General features: G+C 72.1%; 15 protein-coding genes. 3 read left to right on the forward strand and 12 right to left on the reverse strand.

The window, feature by feature from the left end:
• The 6 genes from KV381_RS06455 to KV381_RS06480 all read right to left on the reverse strand — a co-directional run bounded on the left by KV381_RS06455 (nt 1) and on the right by KV381_RS06480 (nt 6,657).
• Nucleotides 1–1,077 (reverse strand): LLM class flavin-dependent oxidoreductase, encoded by a 1,077-nt coding sequence (locus tag KV381_RS06455; protein WP_218784865.1) that lies wholly within the window; start codon nt 1,075–1,077, stop codon nt 1–3.
• Between the two features lie 102 nt (nt 1,078–1,179).
• The gene (locus tag KV381_RS06460; protein ID WP_030085763.1) at nt 1,180–2,151 is read right to left on the reverse strand and encodes an ABC transporter substrate-binding protein; all 972 of its coding nucleotides are present in this window, start codon (nt 2,149–2,151) and stop codon (nt 1,180–1,182) included.
• Between the two features lie 39 nt (nt 2,152–2,190).
• Nucleotides 2,191–2,943: an amino acid ABC transporter ATP-binding protein gene (locus KV381_RS06465; RefSeq protein WP_086779285.1), complete on the reverse strand. Its 753-nt coding sequence runs from the start codon at nt 2,941–2,943 to the stop codon at nt 2,191–2,193.
• A 17-nt stretch (nt 2,944–2,960) separates the two neighbouring features.
• A complete protein-coding gene (locus tag KV381_RS06470; RefSeq protein ID WP_030085769.1) occupies nt 2,961–3,884 on the reverse strand; it encodes an amino acid ABC transporter permease in 924 nt (307 codons plus the stop codon).
• Nucleotides 3,885–3,940: 56 nt separating this feature from the next.
• Nucleotides 3,941–5,782: an FAD/NAD(P)-binding domain-containing protein gene (locus KV381_RS06475; RefSeq protein WP_218784867.1), complete on the reverse strand. Its 1,842-nt coding sequence runs from the start codon at nt 5,780–5,782 to the stop codon at nt 3,941–3,943.
• Nucleotides 5,779–6,657, reverse strand: coding sequence for an amino acid ABC transporter permease (locus tag KV381_RS06480; RefSeq protein WP_098024585.1), 879 nt, complete (start codon nt 6,655–6,657; stop codon nt 5,779–5,781). Before KV381_RS06480 ends, KV381_RS06475 begins: the two co-directional genes overlap by 4 nt.
• A 478-nt stretch (nt 6,658–7,135) precedes the next feature.
• On the opposite strand from KV381_RS06480, the gene KV381_RS06485 reads away from it, so the two are divergent.
• Entirely contained in the window at nt 7,136–8,074 is a 939-nt protein-coding gene (locus KV381_RS06485) for an ABC transporter substrate-binding protein (RefSeq protein WP_218784869.1), read from the forward strand.
• A gap of 70 nt (nt 8,075–8,144) precedes the next feature.
• On the opposite strand, the gene KV381_RS06490 is transcribed toward KV381_RS06485, so the two are convergent.
• Nucleotides 8,145–9,368, reverse strand: a complete 1,224-nt coding sequence (locus tag KV381_RS06490) for a DUF5685 family protein (protein ID WP_030085778.1) — start codon at nt 9,366–9,368, stop codon at nt 8,145–8,147.
• A 310-nt stretch (nt 9,369–9,678) separates the two neighbouring features.
• On the opposite strand from KV381_RS06490, the gene KV381_RS06495 reads away from it, so the two are divergent.
• The gene (locus KV381_RS06495; RefSeq protein ID WP_030085780.1) at nt 9,679–10,122 is read left to right on the forward strand and encodes a cell division protein SepF; all 444 of its coding nucleotides are present in this window, start codon (nt 9,679–9,681) and stop codon (nt 10,120–10,122) included.
• A 66-nt stretch (nt 10,123–10,188) separates the two neighbouring features.
• Here KV381_RS06495 and KV381_RS06500 read toward each other — a convergent pair whose 3' ends face one another.
• Together KV381_RS06500 and KV381_RS06505 are read right to left on the reverse strand one after the other, a co-directional pair.
• The gene (locus tag KV381_RS06500) at nt 10,189–11,409 is read right to left on the reverse strand and encodes an acyl-CoA dehydrogenase family protein (RefSeq protein ID WP_030085782.1); all 1,221 of its coding nucleotides are present in this window, start codon (nt 11,407–11,409) and stop codon (nt 10,189–10,191) included.
• 102 nt (nt 11,410–11,511) lie between these two features.
• Nucleotides 11,512–13,263: an MFS transporter gene (locus KV381_RS06505; protein ID WP_218784871.1), complete on the reverse strand. Its 1,752-nt coding sequence runs from the start codon at nt 13,261–13,263 to the stop codon at nt 11,512–11,514.
• A 495-nt stretch (nt 13,264–13,758) separates the two neighbouring features.
• On the opposite strand from KV381_RS06505, the gene KV381_RS06510 reads away from it, so the two are divergent.
• The gene (locus KV381_RS06510; protein ID WP_218784873.1) at nt 13,759–14,775 is read left to right on the forward strand and encodes a phosphatase PAP2 family protein; all 1,017 of its coding nucleotides are present in this window, start codon (nt 13,759–13,761) and stop codon (nt 14,773–14,775) included.
• A gap of 114 nt (nt 14,776–14,889) precedes the next feature.
• Here KV381_RS06510 and KV381_RS06515 read toward each other — a convergent pair whose 3' ends face one another.
• From KV381_RS06515 to KV381_RS06525, 3 genes are all read right to left on the reverse strand, one after another.
• Nucleotides 14,890–15,105, reverse strand: a complete 216-nt coding sequence (locus KV381_RS06515) for an I78 family peptidase inhibitor (protein ID WP_030085788.1) — start codon at nt 15,103–15,105, stop codon at nt 14,890–14,892.
• A 346-nt stretch (nt 15,106–15,451) separates the two neighbouring features.
• Nucleotides 15,452–16,417: a YafY family protein gene (locus KV381_RS06520; protein ID WP_030085790.1), complete on the reverse strand. Its 966-nt coding sequence runs from the start codon at nt 16,415–16,417 to the stop codon at nt 15,452–15,454.
• Nucleotides 16,418–16,558: 141 nt separating this feature from the next.
• Nucleotides 16,559–17,842, reverse strand: a complete 1,284-nt coding sequence (locus KV381_RS06525; protein WP_103538230.1) for a glycosyltransferase family 4 protein — start codon at nt 17,840–17,842, stop codon at nt 16,559–16,561.
• Nucleotides 17,843–17,893: the final 51 nt, after the last annotated feature.

A 17,893-nucleotide genomic window follows, 5' to 3' on the forward strand; every position in this document is an offset into this window, starting at 1 on the left:
TCAGGCCTCCTTCGCGGCGGTCCTGGCGGCGGCGTACCGGCTGACGGGGCGGACGAGCCCCAGGTGTTCGCGCAGGGTGCCGCCGGGGTGGAAGGTGCGGAAGAGACTGCGGTGCTGGAGGAGGGCCACGGTGCCGTTGACGATCCTTTCGAGGTCGCGTTCGGGGGTGATGGGTGTGAGGTGGAAGCCGTCGGCCGCGCCCGCCCGGTGCCACTGGGCGATGAGGTCGGCGAGGTCGACCGGGCCGCCCCGGAAGTAGGTGCCGCGCCCGGCGAGCTGCGGTCCGCTCTCCAGGCCGGGCTCCGGCGCGGTCTCCACGTCGCCGAGGTCGACGGTGAGCGCGACCAGGACCCGCAGGGTCCCGGGGTCGCGCCCGTGGGCGGCGGCCTTGGCGCGCACCTCGTCGCGGACGGCGGCCGCCTGCTCGGGGGTGGTGGCCCGGATGTGGACGACGTCGGCGTGCCGGGCGGCCGCCTCGCGGGCCGGTCCGGTGGTGGCGTCGATGACGGTGACGGGGCGGCCCTGCGGCGGGCGCGGCACGATCGCCGGGCCCTTCACCGTGAAGGTGGAGCCCTCGAAGTCGACGTAGTGCAGCTTGTCCCGGTCGATGAAGCGGCCGGTGGTGGCGTCCCGGATCTCGGCGTCGTCCTCCCAGCTGTCCCACAGCCGCCCGGAGACGTCGGCCACTTCCCCGGCCTCCTGCCACAGCGCGGCGGGCGGTGCGGCGGTGCGGCGGCCGAAGAGCCGGGCCTCCGCCTCGGTGGTGGAGACGTCCGCGCTCCAGCCCGCGCGGCCCCGGCTCACCCAGTCCAGGGTGGCGACGGCCGAGGAGACGTGGAAGGGCTCGGTGTGGGTGGTGGTGACGGTCGGGACGAGCCCGATGCGGTCGGTGGCGGGCGCGACGCGGGCGAGGACGGCGAGCGCGTCGAGCCCGGGGCGGGCGAAGGAGTCGCCGAGGGTGACGTAGTCGAGCGCGCCGTCCTCGGCGAGCTTGGCCAGCCGGAGGTAGTGACCGGCGTCGTAGTGCGGCGGGCCGCCGATCTCGGCGGCCAGATGGAGGGATGTACGGGCGGACATGGCGGGGACCTCTCGGGTCTGCGGTCGGTCGGGGGCCGCGCGGGGGTCGTCGTGGCCGGGCCGGACGGAGCCCGGCCACGACGACGCCGTCAGGGCCTGTCGTCAGCTCTTGGTCTTGGGCAGGCCGGGCGGGTTGATCTCCGACTTCTCCACGGCCTCGCCGCTGAGCCCCCAGCGCTCCAGGACCTTGCCGTACGAGCCGTCCTGCACGATGTGGTTGATCGCGGCGGCGTACGCCTCGACCAGGCCGCTGTCCTTCTTCGTGGTGGCGGCGATCTTGCCCTGGAGGTCGCCGCCGGCGCCGGAGAGCTGGCCGACGATCTCGGACTGGCCCGCCGTGGCGACGTGGTAGGCGGCGGTGGGGCTCGGGCCGAGGTGGGCGTCGATACGGCCGGACTGGAGGGCCAGGTAGTAGTCGGTGTCCTTCTGGAAGTACTTGATCTCCACCGGCTTGCGCCCGGCCTTGACGTTCTCCTCGCTCCACTCGACGAGGATCTTCTCCTGGTTGGTGCCGGAGGAGACGGAGATCGTCCTGCCCGCCACGTCGGCCGGCTCCTTCACCTTCCAGCCGGAGCCCTTCTTGGCCTCGAAGGCGATGTTGTCGAGCCGGTAGGTGGCGAAGTCGTACTTCTCCTTGCGCTCCTCGGTCACGGTGACGTTGGACAGGACGGCGTCGAACTTGGCGCTGTCCAGGCCGACGAAGAGGTTCTCCCAGGAGACCTCCTCGAACTGCGGCTTGAGGCCCAGGGTGTCGGCGACGAGGGTGGCGATGTCGATCTCGGAGCCGATCCGGGTCTTGTCGTCGGTGGCGTAGAAGCCGAGCGGCGGCGAGGCGTCCGCACTGGCCCCGATCTTCAGCGTGCCGCGCTTGCGGATCGCCTCCGGTACGAGGTCGGCGGCGGCCGCGACTTTCTTGCCTCTGATGCGGTCCTGGTCGGGTCCGATGTTGACCCCGGTGTCCTTGTGACCCTTGGGGGCTGCCAGGTCGGAGGAGGGGTCGGAGCCGCAGGCGGTGAGCAGACCGGTGGCGGTGAGGGTGGCGAGGGCGAGGGTGATGCCGCGGCGGACGGACACGTGGGTACTCCTTGCGAGGGTGCGGAACATACGGGCGGGTCAGAGAACCTTGGAGAGGAACGCGCGGGTGCGTTCCTGGGTGGGGTGGTCGAGTACGTCGGCGGGCGGGCCCTGCTCGACGATGCGGCCCTCGTCCATGAAGACGACCGTGTCGGCGACCTCGCGGGCGAAGCCGATCTCATGGGTGACGACGATCATCGTGGTGCCGCCGAGGGCCAGGTCCTTGATGACGTCGAGGACCTCGCCGACGAGTTCGGGGTCGAGCGCGGAGGTCGGCTCGTCGAAGAGCAGCAGACGCGGCTCCAGGGCCAGGGCGCGGGCGATGGCGACGCGCTGCTGCTGGCCGCCGGAGAGCTGTGCGGGGTAGGCGGCCGCCTTGTCGGAGAGGCCGACCCGGTCGAGCAGCTTCTCGGCCGCCGCGACGGCTTCCTTGCGGGGGCGGCGCAGCGCCGAGACCGGCGCCTCGATGATGTTCTCCACGACGGTGAGGTGCGGGAAGAGGTTGAAGTTCTGGAAGACGAAGCCAATCTTGGTGCGCTGGCGCAGCACCTCGCGCTCGCGCAGCTCGTAGAGCTTGTTGCCGTCCCGGCGGTAGCCGACCAGGGTGCCGTCCACGCTGATCCAGCCCTGGTCGACCTTCTCCAGGTGGTTGATGGTGCGCAGCAGGGTGGACTTGCCGGAGCCGGAGGGGCCGAGGATGACGGTCACCTCGCCGGGCCGGACGGACAGGTCGATGCCGCGCAGCACCTCCAGGGAGCCGAACTTCTTGTGCACGGAGCGGATCTCGACCATGGCATCGCTGGGTGCGCTCATCGCACGGCCCCCTTGGCGTAGTGACGTTCGACGTAGTACTGGAGGACGGAGAGCGCGGTGGTCAGCAGGATGTACCAGACGGTGGCGACCATCAGCAGGGGCACCACCCGGCCGTTGCGGCCGTAGACCACCTGCACCTGGTAGAAGAGTTCGCCGATCGCCATGACGGAGACGATCGAGGTGCCCTTGAACAGCGAGATGATCTCGTTGGCGGCGTTGGGCAGGATGGAGCGCATCGCCTGCGGCAGGACGATCCGCCGCAGCTGCCGGACCTTGGGTATGCCGAGGGCGGCCGCGGCCTCCAACTGGCCCGCGCCGACGGCCAGTACGCCGCCGCGCACGATCTCCGCCGCGTACGCCGCCTGGTGCAGGGCGAGACCGAGGACGGCCGCGCTCGTCGCCCCGACGAGGTTCATCGTGTCGAAGGAGAAGAAGCCGGGCCCGAACGGGATGCCGAACTGCAACTCCTTGTAGAGATAGGCGAGGTTGAACCAGAACAGCAGTTGCACGATGAGCGGGATCGAGCGGAACGCCCAGATGTAGCCGTACGCGACCGTCCTCAGGAACACACTCGCCGACAGCCGCATGAAGGCCAGGACGACACCGAGCGCGAAGCCGATCGCCGTTCCGTAGACGGTCAGTTGGAGCGTGACCCAGACGGCCTTGAGGATGGTCGGCGCGGTGAAGAACTGCGCGAAGACGTCCCATTCCCAGCCGGGGTTGGTGATCAGCCCGTTGAGGAACTGCGCCACCAGGACGGCCGTCGCGACGATGGCGACCCACCGCCAGGGGTGGCGTACGGGCACGACGGTCAGCGCCTCGTGGTCGGCCGCCTTGTCCGTGGGCGGGCCGGCGGCCGGATCGGACGGCTGATCGGGCCGGGTGGGTGGGTCGATGGGTGGATCGCTGGTCAGCGACATGAGAGGAGTCCTTGGGCGCTCAGGCGGCGGTGGTACGGAAAGAGGCGGGCGGCAGGTCAGGAGGCGAGCCGACCGCGACAGGAGAGGTCGCGCAGGAAGGTGAGCGCGGCGCGCGCGGCGGCGTCGTTCTGCCGGAAGGCGGGGCCGCCGGTCCGGGGCCGGGTGAACGCGCCGCTGCTGCGGGCGGTGGTGAACGGGCCCAGCGCGAAGCGTCGCGGGTGCGGGCGGCCCGCGCGGTCCAGCACCCGGCTGTCGGCCGGGTCCACCGAGAGCAGGCCGGTCTCGGTGACGGCGGCCCCGTCGTCGCGCAGCGCGCGCAGCAGCGGGCTCGCGGTGTGCCGGAGCGAGGGGTCGGGCAGGCGGGCCTCGACCAGGGCGCGGGCCTCGGTGTGCGCGCCGGGGACGGTGGCGCTGGTGGCCCGGAAGACGCCGCGCTCCTCGTCCTTCTCCACGGTGAGGTCCGCGCCGAGGAAGCGGACGACGCCGGCCCGGGAGAGGGCCAGGAGCTGGTGGAGGCGGGGTCCGGGCGGGCCGGAGGCCAGATAGCTGAAGAACCCGTGCCACCGGTCGCCGATGTCGCCGAGCCGGACGAGCTGGGCGTAGGCGGAGAGCAGCCCGAGGAAGACCGCGAGGTCCTCGCTGTGCGCCGGGTCGTGACGGCGGGTCAGGTCGGCGGTGATGTAGTCGCGCAGGGCTTCCTGGAGGGCCTCGGGCGAGTCGAGGCGGACCCCGCCGAGGGGCCGGTCGAGGGCGTCGAGGTCGAGCCGGTCGGCGGGGTCGGGTACGGCCTCGGCGACGATCCCGGCCAGTTCGGCGCTGCCCGGGCCGGCGGCGGCGTACTTCTCGGCGAAGACCCCGTGGGCCAGGGCGGTGCGCTCGGGGTGGGCGGTGAACAGCCGGTGGTAGTGGGCGTGGCCCAGCTCCTTCGCGACCGCCGGCCAGACGTCGCGCCGGAAGTCGACCGGCCCGGTCCGGCTCAGCAGCTCGTCGGCCCACGCCTGGTCCGCGTACCGCGGCAGCGGCGGGCGTTCGCCGGTCCAGCCGTAGCCGATCTTCACGTGGTACGGGACGCCGCGCCGCGATCCGACGTACAGCACGGGTTCGCGGCCCGAGGGCAGGTAGACGCCGTCCTCGTGGCGTCCGCCGCGTCCTTCGGTGAGGAGCACCATCAGGTCGATGAAGGCGAGGCCGAAGCCGCGGACGATGACCGGCTCGCCGGGGCGCAGGGCTGCCAGATCACTGTCGGCGGTGAAGTCGGGCGGCAGGTGCACCAGTTCGTGCCGGCGGGCGAAGGCGCCGAGCTCCTCCTGCTCGGGGTCCTTCTCGGCGTCGAGGTGGCCCACGGTCAGCACGACGAGATCGGCGAGCAGGGGTTCGGTGCGGTCCTGGAGCCGGACGCGCTGGCGTTCGCCGCGCGCGCCGGTGACGGCGAGGGCGGTGGTGCGGTGCTCGTGGACGGTGATGCCGGGCGGCAGGGCGGCCAGGGCGCGGTCGTAGGTCCAGCGCAGGTAGGCGCTCTGGAGGCGGCGGGTGGGGAAGTCCGCTCCGCGGAGGCCGTGTATCTCGGCCAGCACGGCGGGGTCCGCGTCCGGCACGACACGGCCCGCGCGGACGTCCTCGGCCCAGGCGTCCAGGGCCGGGCCGGCCACGACGGGTCCGGCCAGTTCCACCGTCTCGTCGGTGAACATGGTGACGTCCTCGGCCATGGAGTTCATCCACAACAACGGCGACTGATCGGGGCGCCAGATCCGTCCGCCGCCCGCCGGGTGGGGGTCGACCAGGTGGATGTCCAGGCGCTGATCCCCGTACAGCTCACCGGCGTTGGCGGCGATGCGCTCGATGACGCCGGTGCCCCGGGGGCCGCCGCCGATCACCACGACACTGGGTGCGGAGCTCATCGCGCACCCGCCGAGCCACGGGCGTAGTACCGCTCCACAGAGCGCTGGCCGATGCTCAGCAGCGTGGTGACGAGCGCGTACCAGACGGTGGCGACGAGGAGCAGCGGGATGACCTGGTAGGTGCGGTGGTAGACGAGCTGGACGGAGTACAGCAGGTCCTGCACGGCGATGATGCTGACGATGGAGGTGCCCTTGAGCGTGCCGATCAGCATGTTCCCGGCCGGCGGCACGATGGAGCGCATCGCCTGCGGCAGCACGATGCGCCGGAACCGCCGCCAGGGGCCGAGGCCGAGGGACTGGGCGGCCTCGACCTGTCCGCGCTCGACGGAGAGGATCCCGCCGCGCACGACCTCGGCGGCGTACGCGGCCTCGTGCAGCGTCAGCCCGATGACGGCGATGGTGACCGGGCCGAGGAGGCTGACCGTGGAGACGCCGAGGATCTGCGGGTACAGCGCGCCGATGTTGAACCAGAACAGCAGCTGGACCAGGATCGGCGTGGACCGGAAGAGCCAGACGTAGCCCCAACTGACCGCCTGGAGAACGGGGTTGCCGGAGAGCCGCAGGACGGCGAGGAGCGCGCCCAGCGCGAAGCCGAGCACCATGACCACCGCGGTGAGCCAGAGTGTGAGCCAGAGTCCGCGCAGCACGGGGACGGTGGCGAAGTAGGAGAGCGCGACGTCCCACTGGAAGGCGTCGTTGCGGACGACGGAGTTCAGCGCCAGCGCGAGCAGCGCCAGGACGACAACTGCCGCTGCCCAGCGGCCAGTTCGGCGTACGGGGACGATGCGCGGCACAGCGTCGGCAGCGTCCTTGGCGAGCGCCGGCGAAGAGGCGGAGGAAGAGGAAGGGGGCAGCGAGACGGTCTGCGGGGGCATGCGGGAGCTCCGTGGATGCTCAGATCGAACACGGGGCGTACCTTCACACCGGAAACCACACACGGACCGGGCCCCTCAGCGCCGGTCCGTCTTCGAGATAAGCGGCGTACACGGGGCGTTGTCAAGCCTGTCCACACTGTGAGCCGTACATCTCACCTTGGTTGACGTGCACTCGGATGCCTGTTCCACTTGGCCCATGCATCCGCAGCAGTGGCTGGTCACCCGCTCCCACATCGACTTCGGTCGCGTGTGGTCCTCTTCCTGTTGAGCTGACCCTCTGCTGTCCGGTTCTTCCTGCTCACGCCGCTCTCTTCGGCGTTAGAGCCCCGTTCCTCGCGTGACTTCACCTTCACCACACCGCTTCGCCCTCCCCTCGCACCGCCGAACACTCCCGCCGCCCCTCCGTGCCGCCGTGGCCCCGTGCCGCCGTGGCCCGGAGGCGGTCGGCCTACCCTGACGAACCCGGAGAAGCACCGCCATGTCCCGATCCCGGTATACCGCCCTGTTCGCTCTGATCACCGTGGCCGCACTGACGCTCACCGCCTGCGCCGAGCCGACCGACGCGGCGGGCGGCGGATCCGACAAGGGCGCCGTCAAGGGAAAGACCCCGACGACGGACGTGGTCTCCGCGGTGAAGAAGGACGAGGCCGCGGCGAAGCTGCTGCCGGCCGGGGTCCGTGAGGCGGGCACGCTGCGGATCGCCTCCTCCGTCGGCGCCCCGCCCGGGGCCTTCTACGAGGAGGACGGCTCCACGCTGGCCGGTGCGGACATCGACTTCGCGGACGCGGCGGCCCGGGTGCTCGGGCTGAAGCTGAAGCGCGAGGTGGCGTCCTTCGAGGCGATCCTGCCGGCGCTCGGCAGCGGGAAGTACGACCTGGGCACGGGGAACTTCGGCGTCACCGACGTACGCCGCAGGACCATCGACTTCGTGACGTACATCAACGACGGGCAGGGCTTCGCGGTCCGCGAGGACAGCGAGCTGAAGAAGGTCACCGACCTCACCCAGCTGTGCGGGCTGGACGTGGCCACCGGGGCGGGCACCACCTTCGAGGTGACGCTCCAGGAGAATCTGCCCCGGTGCGCGGAGGCGGGCAAGAAGCCGTACAGGGTCAAGACCTACTCCGACCAGGCGGCCGTCTGGATCTCGCTCCAGCAGAACCGCTCCGATGTGGTGATGTCCACCATCAACGGGCTGCGGTACGCGGTGAGCCAGCAGGAAGGGCTGCGCTTCCTCAACGAGTTCAAGCGGCTCGACGTGGGTTTCGCCTTCAAGAAGGGCACCCCGCTGGCCCCCGCCTTCCAGGCCGCGGTGAACCGGCTCAAGGAGGACGGGACCTACGACCGCATCCTGAAGAAGTGGGGCACCACCGAGTCCGGGATCGAGGCCTCCGAGATCTCGCCGCCCGAGCTGAAGTGAGCTGAAGTGTGCCGAGGCAGGGTGAGGCGAGCCGACGTCGGCCCGGCAGCCGACGTCGGCCGGGCGGGCGTCAGCAGTCGCAGCCGCAGGAGTCTCCGCAACAGCAGCAGCCCTCGCCGCAGTCGCCGCAGCAGCTGCACGCCTCGCAGCAGTCGCCGCAGTTCTGGCACGGCGCCTGCCGGGGCTCCCTGGTCCAGGGGTCCTCGAAGCTCCCGCAGCACATCTGGCAGGTGCAGGCGAGCCCGACCCAGACCAGACAGCCGGCGATCAGCCCGCGCCGGTCGCGGGGCGGGCGCGGCGGGGGCGGCGCGGAGCCGGGGCCGCCGGGGGCGTACGGGTTGCCGGGCGGCGCTCCGTACGGGTTGCCCGGCGGAGGCCCGAAGGAGGCGTCCGGGAGCAGCAGCCCCTGCTGCCCCTGGCCCTCCTGGTGCGAGCAGGAGGAGGTGCCGAACGCCCGGTCGACCGAGCGCCGCAGCTCATGGGCGAGCAGGACGTGGACGAGCTTGCCGTCGGTGAACTCCACCTCGCGCAGGGCGAGCCGTACGCCGTGCAGCGCGTCGTCGCAGAGCCGGCGCGCCTCGGTCAGCGGGGTGCCGGTGGCGGTGAGCGGGTTCCAGGCGCCCGACGCGGCGTCGGTCTCCCGGTCCTCCACGGCGTCCAGCAGGTGCGCGAGCCGCCCGAAGAGCCGGCCGGCCTCCGCGAGCGGTGCGGCGTTCTGCGGCTTCCCTGCGAGCACGGCGGTGTGCGCGAAGGCGGCGGCGGTGGCGGTCTCGGTGGGTTCGGTGACCGTCAGCAGCGGGGTGCCGAGCCCGGCGAGCGTCTCGATGCCGGTCTGCCGGTCGACCGCGTCGACCAGGAGCGCGGTGTCGAAGCCGAGGGCCGCCCCGGTCCGCGCGCCCGCCCGGTCCCATCCGGCGGCGACCCGGCGTGCGGCGGCGGCGACCGGGCGGCGGGCCAACAGCCCGTCCCGGTCGGCGACGTGGTCGCGGACCTTGGCCGAGGCGAGGACGAGTGAGACGGCGGCGGCGAGCCTGGCCCCCTCGCCCTTGGCGACCGGCGCGGTGCGCATGGCGCGCAGCGGGCAGGGGCCCGCGGTGCGGCGGCCCTCGGGCGTACGGCCCGTCTGAGCCTCCGTCAGGACGGAGACGATCAGGCCGTCATAGTTCGTGACGATCCGGGCGAACTGTCCGTGATCCGCCCTCAGGGCCAGGCAGAGACCGCAGAGATGGGCCATCCACTCGGTCCTGAGCCCCTCGGAGAGCCGATGGGTACAGGGCCTGACGATTCCGAACACGACGATCCCCCGGGATCCGCATCGCCGGTGCGCGCCGCTCGCTGCACCGGACCGGCATGCATCGTATCCAGCCATCCGTTCACCCGTCCGTCGGCAGGATCACCCGTACGGCCCGGAGCATCATATTTTCTTTTCGCAACCCCCCTTATGCGGGACCAACCCTGACGAATCGCCACATCCTCTGCACCAGTAGCGTCACGAATCGCCTGCGAGCCGACTATCTACTTGGCGCGGTATCCGCATCATGGACGACCATAGGGATACGAAAGAGATGCGGAACGCCACAGAACCGCGGTGAGAGGAGGCGTCCATGGGATCGGTGCGCAAGGCGAGTGCCTGGCTGGGCCTCGTGGAGGACAACGACGAGCGGTACTACGACGACGAGTACGCCGAGGGTACGGAGACGGGCACGGGCAACCAGGCCTGGGTCACCGACCCGCGGGTGCAGGTGGCCGCGGAGGCGGCCGAGGAGCGGGACCGCCGGATCGCGACCGTGACCCCGGACAGCTTCCGGGACGCGCGGGCCATCGGTGAGCTCTTCCGGGACGGCGTCCCGGTGATCGTCAACCTCACGGCCATGGACCCCGCCGACGCCAAGCGCGTGGTGGACTTCGCCGCCGGGCTGATCTTCGGCCTGCGCGGCTCGATCGACCGGGTGGCCACCCGGGTCTTCCTGCTGTCCCCCGCCGACACCCAGGTGGTGGCGGGCGAAGCCGCCGGCCGCAAGGCCGACGGCTTCTTCAACCAGAGCTGAGCAGGGCGCTCGCCGGAAAGATCCGGTCAACGCATCCGGTCGGCGCGCGCGTCCCGGCGCGCCCCCTCACCGGAAGGCGTCGAGACCGGTGAGCGCCTTGCCCAGGACCAGCTGGTGCATCTCCACGGTGCCCTCGTAGGTGAGCACCGACTCCAGGTTCGTGGCGTGCCGCATCACCGGGTACTCCAGCGAGATTCCGTTGGCCCCGAGGATCGTGCGCGAGGTGCGGCAGATCTCGATCGCCTCCCGCACATTGTTCAGCTTGCCGAAACTGACCTGCTCCGGCCGGAGCCCGCCCGCGTCCATCCGGCGGCCCAGGTGGTGGGCGAGCAGGATGCCCTTGTGCAGCTCCAGGGCCATGTCCGCCAGCTTGGCCTGGGTGAGCTGGAAGCCACCGATCGGCCGGCCGAACTGTTCCCGGCTCCGCGCGTAGTCGAGGGCGGATTCGAAGCTGGCCCGCGCCGCACCCATGGACCCCCAGACGATGCCGTAGCGGGCGTGGCTCAGACAGCTGAGCGGGCCGCGCAGCCCCTGCGCGTCCGGCAGCACCGCGTCGGCGGGCAGCCGCACCTCGTCCATGACCAGCTCGCTGGTGACCGAGGCGCGCAGCGACCACTTGTGGTGGATCTCGGGCGCCGAGAAGCCGGGGGCGTCGGTCGGGACGACGAAGCCGCGGATGCCCCGGCCGTCCTCGCCCTCGTCGGTCTGCGCCCAGACGACGGCGACCCCGGCGACCGAGCCGTTGGTGATCCACATCTTGCGGCCGGTGAGGATCCAGTCCTCGCCGTCGCGTTTGGCGTACGTCCGCATCCCGGCCGGGTCGGAGCCGTGGTCGGGCTCGGTCAGGCCGAAGCAGCCGATGATCTCGCCCGCCGCCATGCCGGGCAGCCACCGCTGCTTCTGCTCCTCGGAGCCGAAGCGGTGGATCGCGTACATGGCGAGCGACCCCTGTACGGAGACGAGCGAGCGGATCCCGGAGTCGGCGGCCTCCAGCTCCAGGCAGGCCAGCCCGTACTGGACGGCGCTCGCCCCGGCGCAGCCGTACCCGTCGAGCGACATGCCGAGCGCGCCCAGGGCGCCGAGCTCGCGGGCCAGCTCGCGGATGCCGGGCAGCTCGCCCTTCTCGTACCACTCGGCGATGTGCGGCAGGACGCGGTCGGTGGCCCAGGTGCGGACGGTGTCGCGGATCGCGAGGTCGTCCGGGCCGAGCAGATCGTCGATGCCGAGGGGATCGGCGGCGTCGAACGGCGGGAGCTTCGACGGCTTCGCGGACTCGGTGCTGGACATGAGGGTGCCTCCGGCGGCTCGCACGGTGCTCGGAGGGACCGGGAGACGCCCGCCCTCCGAAAACTAGCAGTGGTAGTCAGGGCGTCGTGCTGACGGTACGGCTCAGTGTGCCGCTCGTCCAGAGCCGGTCGCCTCGGCCGGCTCGCGCCGCGCGGGCAGCAGCCGACGCGGGGCCGAACGGTCCCGGCCGGCCGGACGGACGGCTTCGGCGGCCCGGGGGCCGGGGGCGGTCGCCTTCGGGGCCCGGGAACCGGCGGCCTGCGGCTCGGCCGGGTGGGTCTCGGCCTCGGCCCGGCGGCAGGGCTCCTTCGGCGGGCAGTCCATGACCTTCGGCAGCCGCAGCGCGGCCAGCGCCCCGAGCAGCAGCAGCCCCGCGCTGACGAAGAGCGTGATGTGGAGGCCGCCGACGAAGGCGTGCCGGGCCGTGGAGCGCAGCAGGTCGCCCATCGGGCCGCCGAGCTGCGCGGCCACCTGATAGGCCTCGCCCAGCGAGTGGGAGGCCTCGGCCCCGGCACGGGCGGGGACGCCCTTCTCGCGCAGGGAGGAGAGGCCGGGGGCGTAGGCGGCGTTCATGACGCTGCCGAGCAGGGCGATGCCGAGGCCCGCGCCCAGCTGGTAGGAGGTCTCGCCGATCGCCGCCGCGCCGCCCGCCCGCTCCGGCGGGGCGTCGCTGAGCATCGACTCGTACGCCCCGAAGAGCGTGGTCTGCAGCCCGAAGCCGAGCAGGACGAAGGCACAGGTCAGCAGCGCGGGCCGGTCGTGCTGGCCCATCGAGGTGAGCAGCAGCACCGAGGCCGCGGTGAGGACGAAGCCCCAGCCGACCATGCGGCGGGGACCGATGCGGCGCAGGGTGTACGAGCCGGTGGCGCCCGCGGCCATCGCCGCGAAGGTGAGCGGCAGCAGCCGCAGCCCGGTCTCCAGCGGGCTGAGCCCCAGCACCAGCTGGAGGTACTGGACGGCGATCAGCTGGAGGCCGACCAGCGCGAGCATGGCGAGCACGATGCAGCCGACGGCGGTGGAGAAGGCCGGGCGGGCGAACATCGAGATGTCGATGAGCGGATGCCTGCGGCGCTTCTGGCGGCGCACGAAGAGGATCAGCAGCGCGAGGCCGAGGGCCAGCGGGCCCAGCGAGACCGGGTCCAGGAGCCCCGCGCCGCCGCCCAGGCGCTTGACGCCGAGGACGACGCCGAGCACACCGGCCGCGGCCATCAGCGCGCCCAGCACGTCCCAGGGGCCGTCGTCGCCGCCGCGCGACTCGGGCAGCAGCCAGCGGCCCAGCGGCAGGATCACGGCCATCAGCGGGATGTTGATCAGGAAGACCGAGCCCCACCAGAAGTGCTCGACGAGGAAGCCGCCGACGACCGGTCCGGTGGCGGCGCCGACGGCGGCGACCGCGGTCCACACCCCGATGGCGAGCGCCCGCTCCCGGCGGTCGGGGAAGACCTGGCGCAGGATCGACAGCGTGGCGGGCATGATCATCGCGCCGCCGACGCCGAGGAGGGCGCGGGCCGCTATCAGGACGGCGGGGGTGTCGGCGGTGGCGGCGAGCGCGGAGGCGACGCCGAACAGCGCGTAGCCGAGCAGCAGCACACGCCGTCTGCCGATCCGGTCACCCAGCGTGCCGAAGAGGATGAGCAGCGAGGCGCAGACGAGGGGGTAGGCGTCGACGATCCAGAGGAGGGCCGTACCGCTCGGGCGCAGGTCCTCGGTGAGGGACGGAACCGCGACATGGAGCACGGTCGCGTCGAGGGCGACCACCAGAAGGCTGAGACAGAGGACGACCAGGACGACCCAGCGGTTGGCGTCGTCGGCGGCTTTGCGCAGCCGGACCCCGGCCGTGGTCGTCCCGGACATCTACGTACCTCCCGATGAGTCCCTCGCGCTCGGCGGACCGACGGTGACGTGGGGTGCGTCCCTCGGGCCCGGCATCGACGGGCGAGTGAGCCGTCAGCGTACGCGAGTTCGGTGTGGTCACACGTGGTGCACGTCATACCGCGGTCCGCCGCTCAGTGTGGCGTACGCCATTCCGGGCGCGGTCGGGGGGCTCCCGGCGGAGGGGCCCGGAGCCCTGCGGGGGCGGGGTCCGGGCGGGTCGGGCGGGGCGTGACGCGACGGCGTGCGCCTCCCCCGAATGGCGGGATCGAATGCCACGGATTTCGGTGCGACTGTTTTTCCGAGAGATCAAACACGCTTACGAACGGAACCGGCGGGCTATTGGCCACAAGATCACGGAGATTCTTCTCCGCGCCCGGAAAAGACGCCGTTCCGAGACAAAGTCCACATCACATCGTCATCACAAAGAGCCCGGATTGGCCTGCTCACACACTCACTCGCTGTAACGTCGATTGGGTGCGTACCGACATCTTTGCCCGGCTGGACCGGGAGCCGGAACCGCCGAAGATAGAGGCACCGCGGATGAGCCGTCACCGCATCGCCCTCTTCGGCGGGACGTTGGCGTTCTATCTCGCCATCGTCTGGGCGGTGCTGATCACGTCCTGGCTGGTCGCCCTGGACTGGAAGGTCATGCTGTTCCGGCCCTACCAGCAGTGGCCCGAACTCCACGCCTTCCTGGACTACTACGTCGTGCTCGGCCAGCGCGGCCCCACGGCGGTGATGGTCGCCTGCTGGCTGGGCTGGCGCTCCTGGCGTCAGCACACGCTGCGGCCGCTGCTGGTCCTCGGCACGGCCCTGCTGCTGCTCAATGTGACGGTGGGCGCGGTCAAGCTGGGGCTCGGGCGGCTCGGCCCGCACTACGCGACGCAGATCGGCTCGGCCGAGATGTTCGCCGGCGGCGATATATTTCCCTCCGGGCACACCGCGAACGCCGTCGTGACCTGGGGAATCCTCGCCTATCTGGCCACCACACCGCGGGCCAGGCGCTATCTGTCGGCGGTGTCCGCGACGGTGTCGCTGGGCGTCGGTCTCACCACCGTGTACATCGGTACGCACTGGCTCAGCGATGTCGTGCTGGGCTGGGCGGCCGGGCTGCTCATCCTGCTGGCGCTGCCCTGGTTCGAGCCGCTGATCGCCCGGACCGAGGCCTGGATCTTCGCGATGCGCGAGCGGTGGCGGGAGCGGCGTGGCGGCACCCGTCCGGCGCCCGTGGCCGACGCCGGGCCGCAGCCGGTGCTGCTGCCGCAGTCGATGGCCACCGACGGTCTCACCGCCGAGGCCGTGACCGCCTCGGTCGAACCGGTGCTGCCCGCCGGGCATCCGGCGGGCGCCAGGGCGCGGGCGCACACCGGGCACCCCGCACGACCGGGCGGCATGCCGGTCGCCCCGGCGGGCGTACGCCGTCCGCCGCCGCACGCGGAACGGGGCCCGCGCGGCACCGGCAGCCCGGCCCGCCCGCTGTCCGGCGGCTGATCCACCGCTCCCCCGAACCCTCGGGGGCGGCACGCACCACCTCCGTCCGTACGCCGAAGGCCCCGACCGCGGTCGGGGCCTTCGGCCGTCGGGGCCCGGGTGCGACGGGGCGGGTCAGCCCACCCAGCAGCGCGTCACGGTGTCGCCCTCGACCTGGAAGTTGATCCGGCCGTGGCGGAACTCCATGGTGAGGAACGTGCCCGGAGGGACGGCCCGGACCGTGTCCCAGCCACGGCTTCTGGCCTGCCGCTCGGCGGCGTCGGCGGCGAGGCCGACGTACGACTCGGCGGCGTCGTCCGGCTGTGCTGGAGGGGTCGGTAGAGATGCCATGCCTTCACCGTAGGCGGCCCCGGACCGTGACGGAAGGCCGGGCCGGAGAGGCGTTCGACTGCATCTCCACATGCCGTGGCGGTCACGCTTGTGTCACAGGATCCCCACACGCGTATACGCGGTTCCATTCACCCGAACGGACCGGCCGGAAGCCCCGTCGCGCATTAACGAGAACCTCCGTTCACCGGCGGGAAGAGCGCTCCGGCAGCGATCCGGAATCACCGGGGTGACCTGCTCCTTTTCCCATCACGGGGGATCGTCGCCCGAATGGCCGGGGCACCGGAATTTCCCGCCCGCTTAAACCGGTCTTTCCTTTCCGCACGTTTCCCTCACCCCGTCCGGAGTCTCACGGTCCGTCGAGCGCGCGCGTGAGCCGGTCCCGCGCTTCCCGCATCAGCTCGGTGAGGCCGGAAGGCTCGACGACCTCGAAATCGATGCCCATCATCAGCACATGGATCACCAGCACGGTGAGGTCCGGCGCCCCCGTGATCAGCCGGCAGGTGTCCTCGTCCACCGCCTCCAGCACCCCGGCGGACGGCGACACCCGGCGGGCGGCCTCCGCCAACGGGGCCTTGAGCAGGATCACGGCCCGGGCCGCGTACGCCGAGACCGCGACGCCCCGCGAGACGTACGCCGCCAGATCCTCCGCGGGCGGGGTGCGCGGGGTGAAACGGGGGCCGTGCGGCGGGGTCGGGGTGATCCGGTCCACCCGGAAGGTGCGCCAGTCCGCCCGCTCCAGGTCCCAGGCGACCAGATACCAGCGGCGCTCGGTGCAGACGAGCCGGTGCGGTTCGACCGTGCGCCGGGAGTCCTCCCCGTCATGGGTCCGGTAGGCGAACCGGAGCCGCTCGGCGTCCCGGCAGGCCCCGGCCAGCTCGGTGAGCACGCCGGGGTCGACCGCGGAGGCCTCCGGGCCGTGCAGCATCGGCACGGTGAACGCGCCGAGCGCGCCCACCCGGCGGCGCAGCCGGTTCGGCAGCACCTGTTCGAGCTTGGCCAGGGCGCGTACGGAGCTCTCGCCGATGCCCTCGATGCCGTGTCCGGCCGCCGTGCGCAGACCGACGGCGACCGCGACGGCCTCCTCGTCGTCCAGCAGCAGCGGCGGCAGCTCGGCGCCCGCCCCGAGCTGGTAGCCGCCACCGGTGCCACGGCTGGCGTTCACCGGGTAGCCCAGTTCGCGCAGCTTGTCGACGTCCCGGCGCACGGTGCGCGGGGTGACGCCGAGCCGGTCGGCGAGGTCGGCGCCGGACCAGTCCCGGTGAGCCTGGAGCAGTGAGAGCAGGCGCAGCAGTCGTGCGGAGGTCTCCAACATGCGGCGAGTCTGCCAGGAGCAGCGGACAGCTGTTGACCGCTGTGCCGGTCCACCACGGCCGCCCGCCGCCCGTTGTCGGCCGCACGTTGTCAGCCGTCCGTTGTCCGCCGCCCGTTGTCCCCGGCTACGGCGCCGGGGCCGTCACGCGGACCTCTTCCCGCGGAGCACGTCGGCCGCCTTGTAGCGCAGGGCGTAGGCCCCGTCGAGGACGCTGCCCCGGGTGCGGTGCAGTGCGGTGCTCAGGGCGCTGTGGCCGCGCCCCTGGGCGCCACGGGCGAGGAGCTCGGTGTACAGACTCTCGTGGCGCTCGGCGATCCGTGCCGGGTCGAAGCGGGCCGAGGAGGCGAGTGCGGCCGCGCCCATCCGGTGGCGCAGTTCGTCGTCCTCGATCAGCTGGAGCAGCGCGGCGGCGGTCGCGTCCGGGTCGCCGACCGGCACCAGACGTCCGTCGGCCCCGTCCTCGATGATCTCGGCGGGTCCGTGCGGGCAGTCGGTGGCGACGACCGGCAGACCGGCGCGCATCGCCTCGACGATCGTCATGCCGAAGGACTCGCGCTCCGAAGTGACGGCGGCGATCGACCCCTTGGGCCACTCGGCCTCCATCGGGTTGACCGAGCCCATCAGGAACACCTGGCTGTGCAGGCCGAGTTCGTCGATGAGGGCGCGGAGCGACGCCTGTTCGTTCCCGGTCGCGTCCCCGCCGCCGTAGATGCGCAGCCGCCAGTCGGGGCGGGCCGCGGAGACCTGGGCGAAGGCCCGCACCAGGAGGTCGTAGCGCTTGACCCGGTGCAGCCGGCCGGCCGCGACGACCCACTTCAGGTCGCCGCCCGCGGGCGGACCGGCGGGCTCGGGAACGGCGTTGGGGATGGTCTCGATCCGCAGGCCCGGCAGCTTCAGCCGGCTGCGGTAGTCGTCCGCGTCGGCACGGGTGACGGTGGTCAGCGCGTCGAGCAGGGTGTACCGGTGGGCGATCTCGCGGCGCAGCCGGTAACCGTGGCTGTCGAGCGTCAGGTGCTCCTGCCCGACGCGCACCGGTCCGCGGCGGGTCTGCCGGCTGATGTGCACGTTGAGACCGGGGCGGGTGCCGACGACGACGTCCGCCTCGACCGTCCGGAGATGGGCGGCGATCCGGGCGTCGGTGAGCCTGCTGTACTGCTTGTGCCTGCTGTCCCCGCGCGGGAACACCACGGCGGGCCGGGCGTGTTCGGCGTCCTCGCCGTCGTACGTGGCGCTCTTCTTCCGCAGATCGACGAGGTGGCGCATCGTCACGCCCTCGGGCGCGCCGAGGACGGGTGCGTCACGGTGCCGGAAGACGGACACGATCTCGACGTCGTGCCGCTCGGCGAGCGTACGGGCGAGGGTGAACGTCGTCCGGATCGTTCCTCCGATTCCGTAGGCATTGTGCAGAAGAAAAGAGATATGCATGGTGTAGCTGTTTCCCCCAGTCGATCCGGCCTGTCAAAGCTGTACTTCCGA

The sequence above is a fragment of the Streptomyces sp. WY228 genome, from assembly GCF_019287315.1.
Classification (GTDB): Bacteria; Actinomycetota; Actinomycetes; order Streptomycetales; family Streptomycetaceae; genus Streptomyces; species Streptomyces caviscabies.

Excerpts from the sequence above, each read along its gene's own strand:
- KV381_RS06480 (WP_098024585.1), bottom strand. The coding sequence starts at position 6,657 with ATGCCCCCGCAGACCGTCTCGCTGCCCCCTTCCTCTTCCTCCGCCTCT.
- KV381_RS06470 (WP_030085769.1), bottom strand. The coding sequence starts at position 3,884 with ATGTCGCTGACCAGCGATCCACCCATCGACCCACCCACCCGGCCCGAT.
- KV381_RS06520 (WP_030085790.1), bottom strand. The coding sequence starts at position 16,417 with ATGTTGGAGACCTCCGCACGACTGCTGCGCCTGCTCTCACTGCTCCAG.
- KV381_RS06505 (WP_218784871.1), bottom strand. The coding sequence starts at position 13,263 with ATGTCCGGGACGACCACGGCCGGGGTCCGGCTGCGCAAAGCCGCCGAC.
- KV381_RS06465 (WP_086779285.1), bottom strand. The coding sequence starts at position 2,943 with ATGGTCGAGATCCGCTCCGTGCACAAGAAGTTCGGCTCCCTGGAGGTG.
- KV381_RS06525 (WP_103538230.1), bottom strand. The coding sequence starts at position 17,842 with ATGCATATCTCTTTTCTTCTGCACAATGCCTACGGAATCGGAGGAACG.
- KV381_RS06500 (WP_030085782.1), bottom strand. The coding sequence starts at position 11,409 with ATGTCCAGCACCGAGTCCGCGAAGCCGTCGAAGCTCCCGCCGTTCGAC.
- KV381_RS06515 (WP_030085788.1), bottom strand. The coding sequence starts at position 15,105 with ATGGCATCTCTACCGACCCCTCCAGCACAGCCGGACGACGCCGCCGAG.
- KV381_RS06475 (WP_218784867.1), bottom strand. The coding sequence starts at position 5,782 with ATGAGCTCCGCACCCAGTGTCGTGGTGATCGGCGGCGGCCCCCGGGGC.
- KV381_RS06455 (WP_218784865.1), bottom strand. The coding sequence starts at position 1,077 with ATGTCCGCCCGTACATCCCTCCATCTGGCCGCCGAGATCGGCGGCCCG.
- KV381_RS06485 (WP_218784869.1), top strand. The coding sequence starts at position 7,136 with ATGTCCCGATCCCGGTATACCGCCCTGTTCGCTCTGATCACCGTGGCC.
- KV381_RS06495 (WP_030085780.1), top strand. The coding sequence starts at position 9,679 with ATGGGATCGGTGCGCAAGGCGAGTGCCTGGCTGGGCCTCGTGGAGGAC.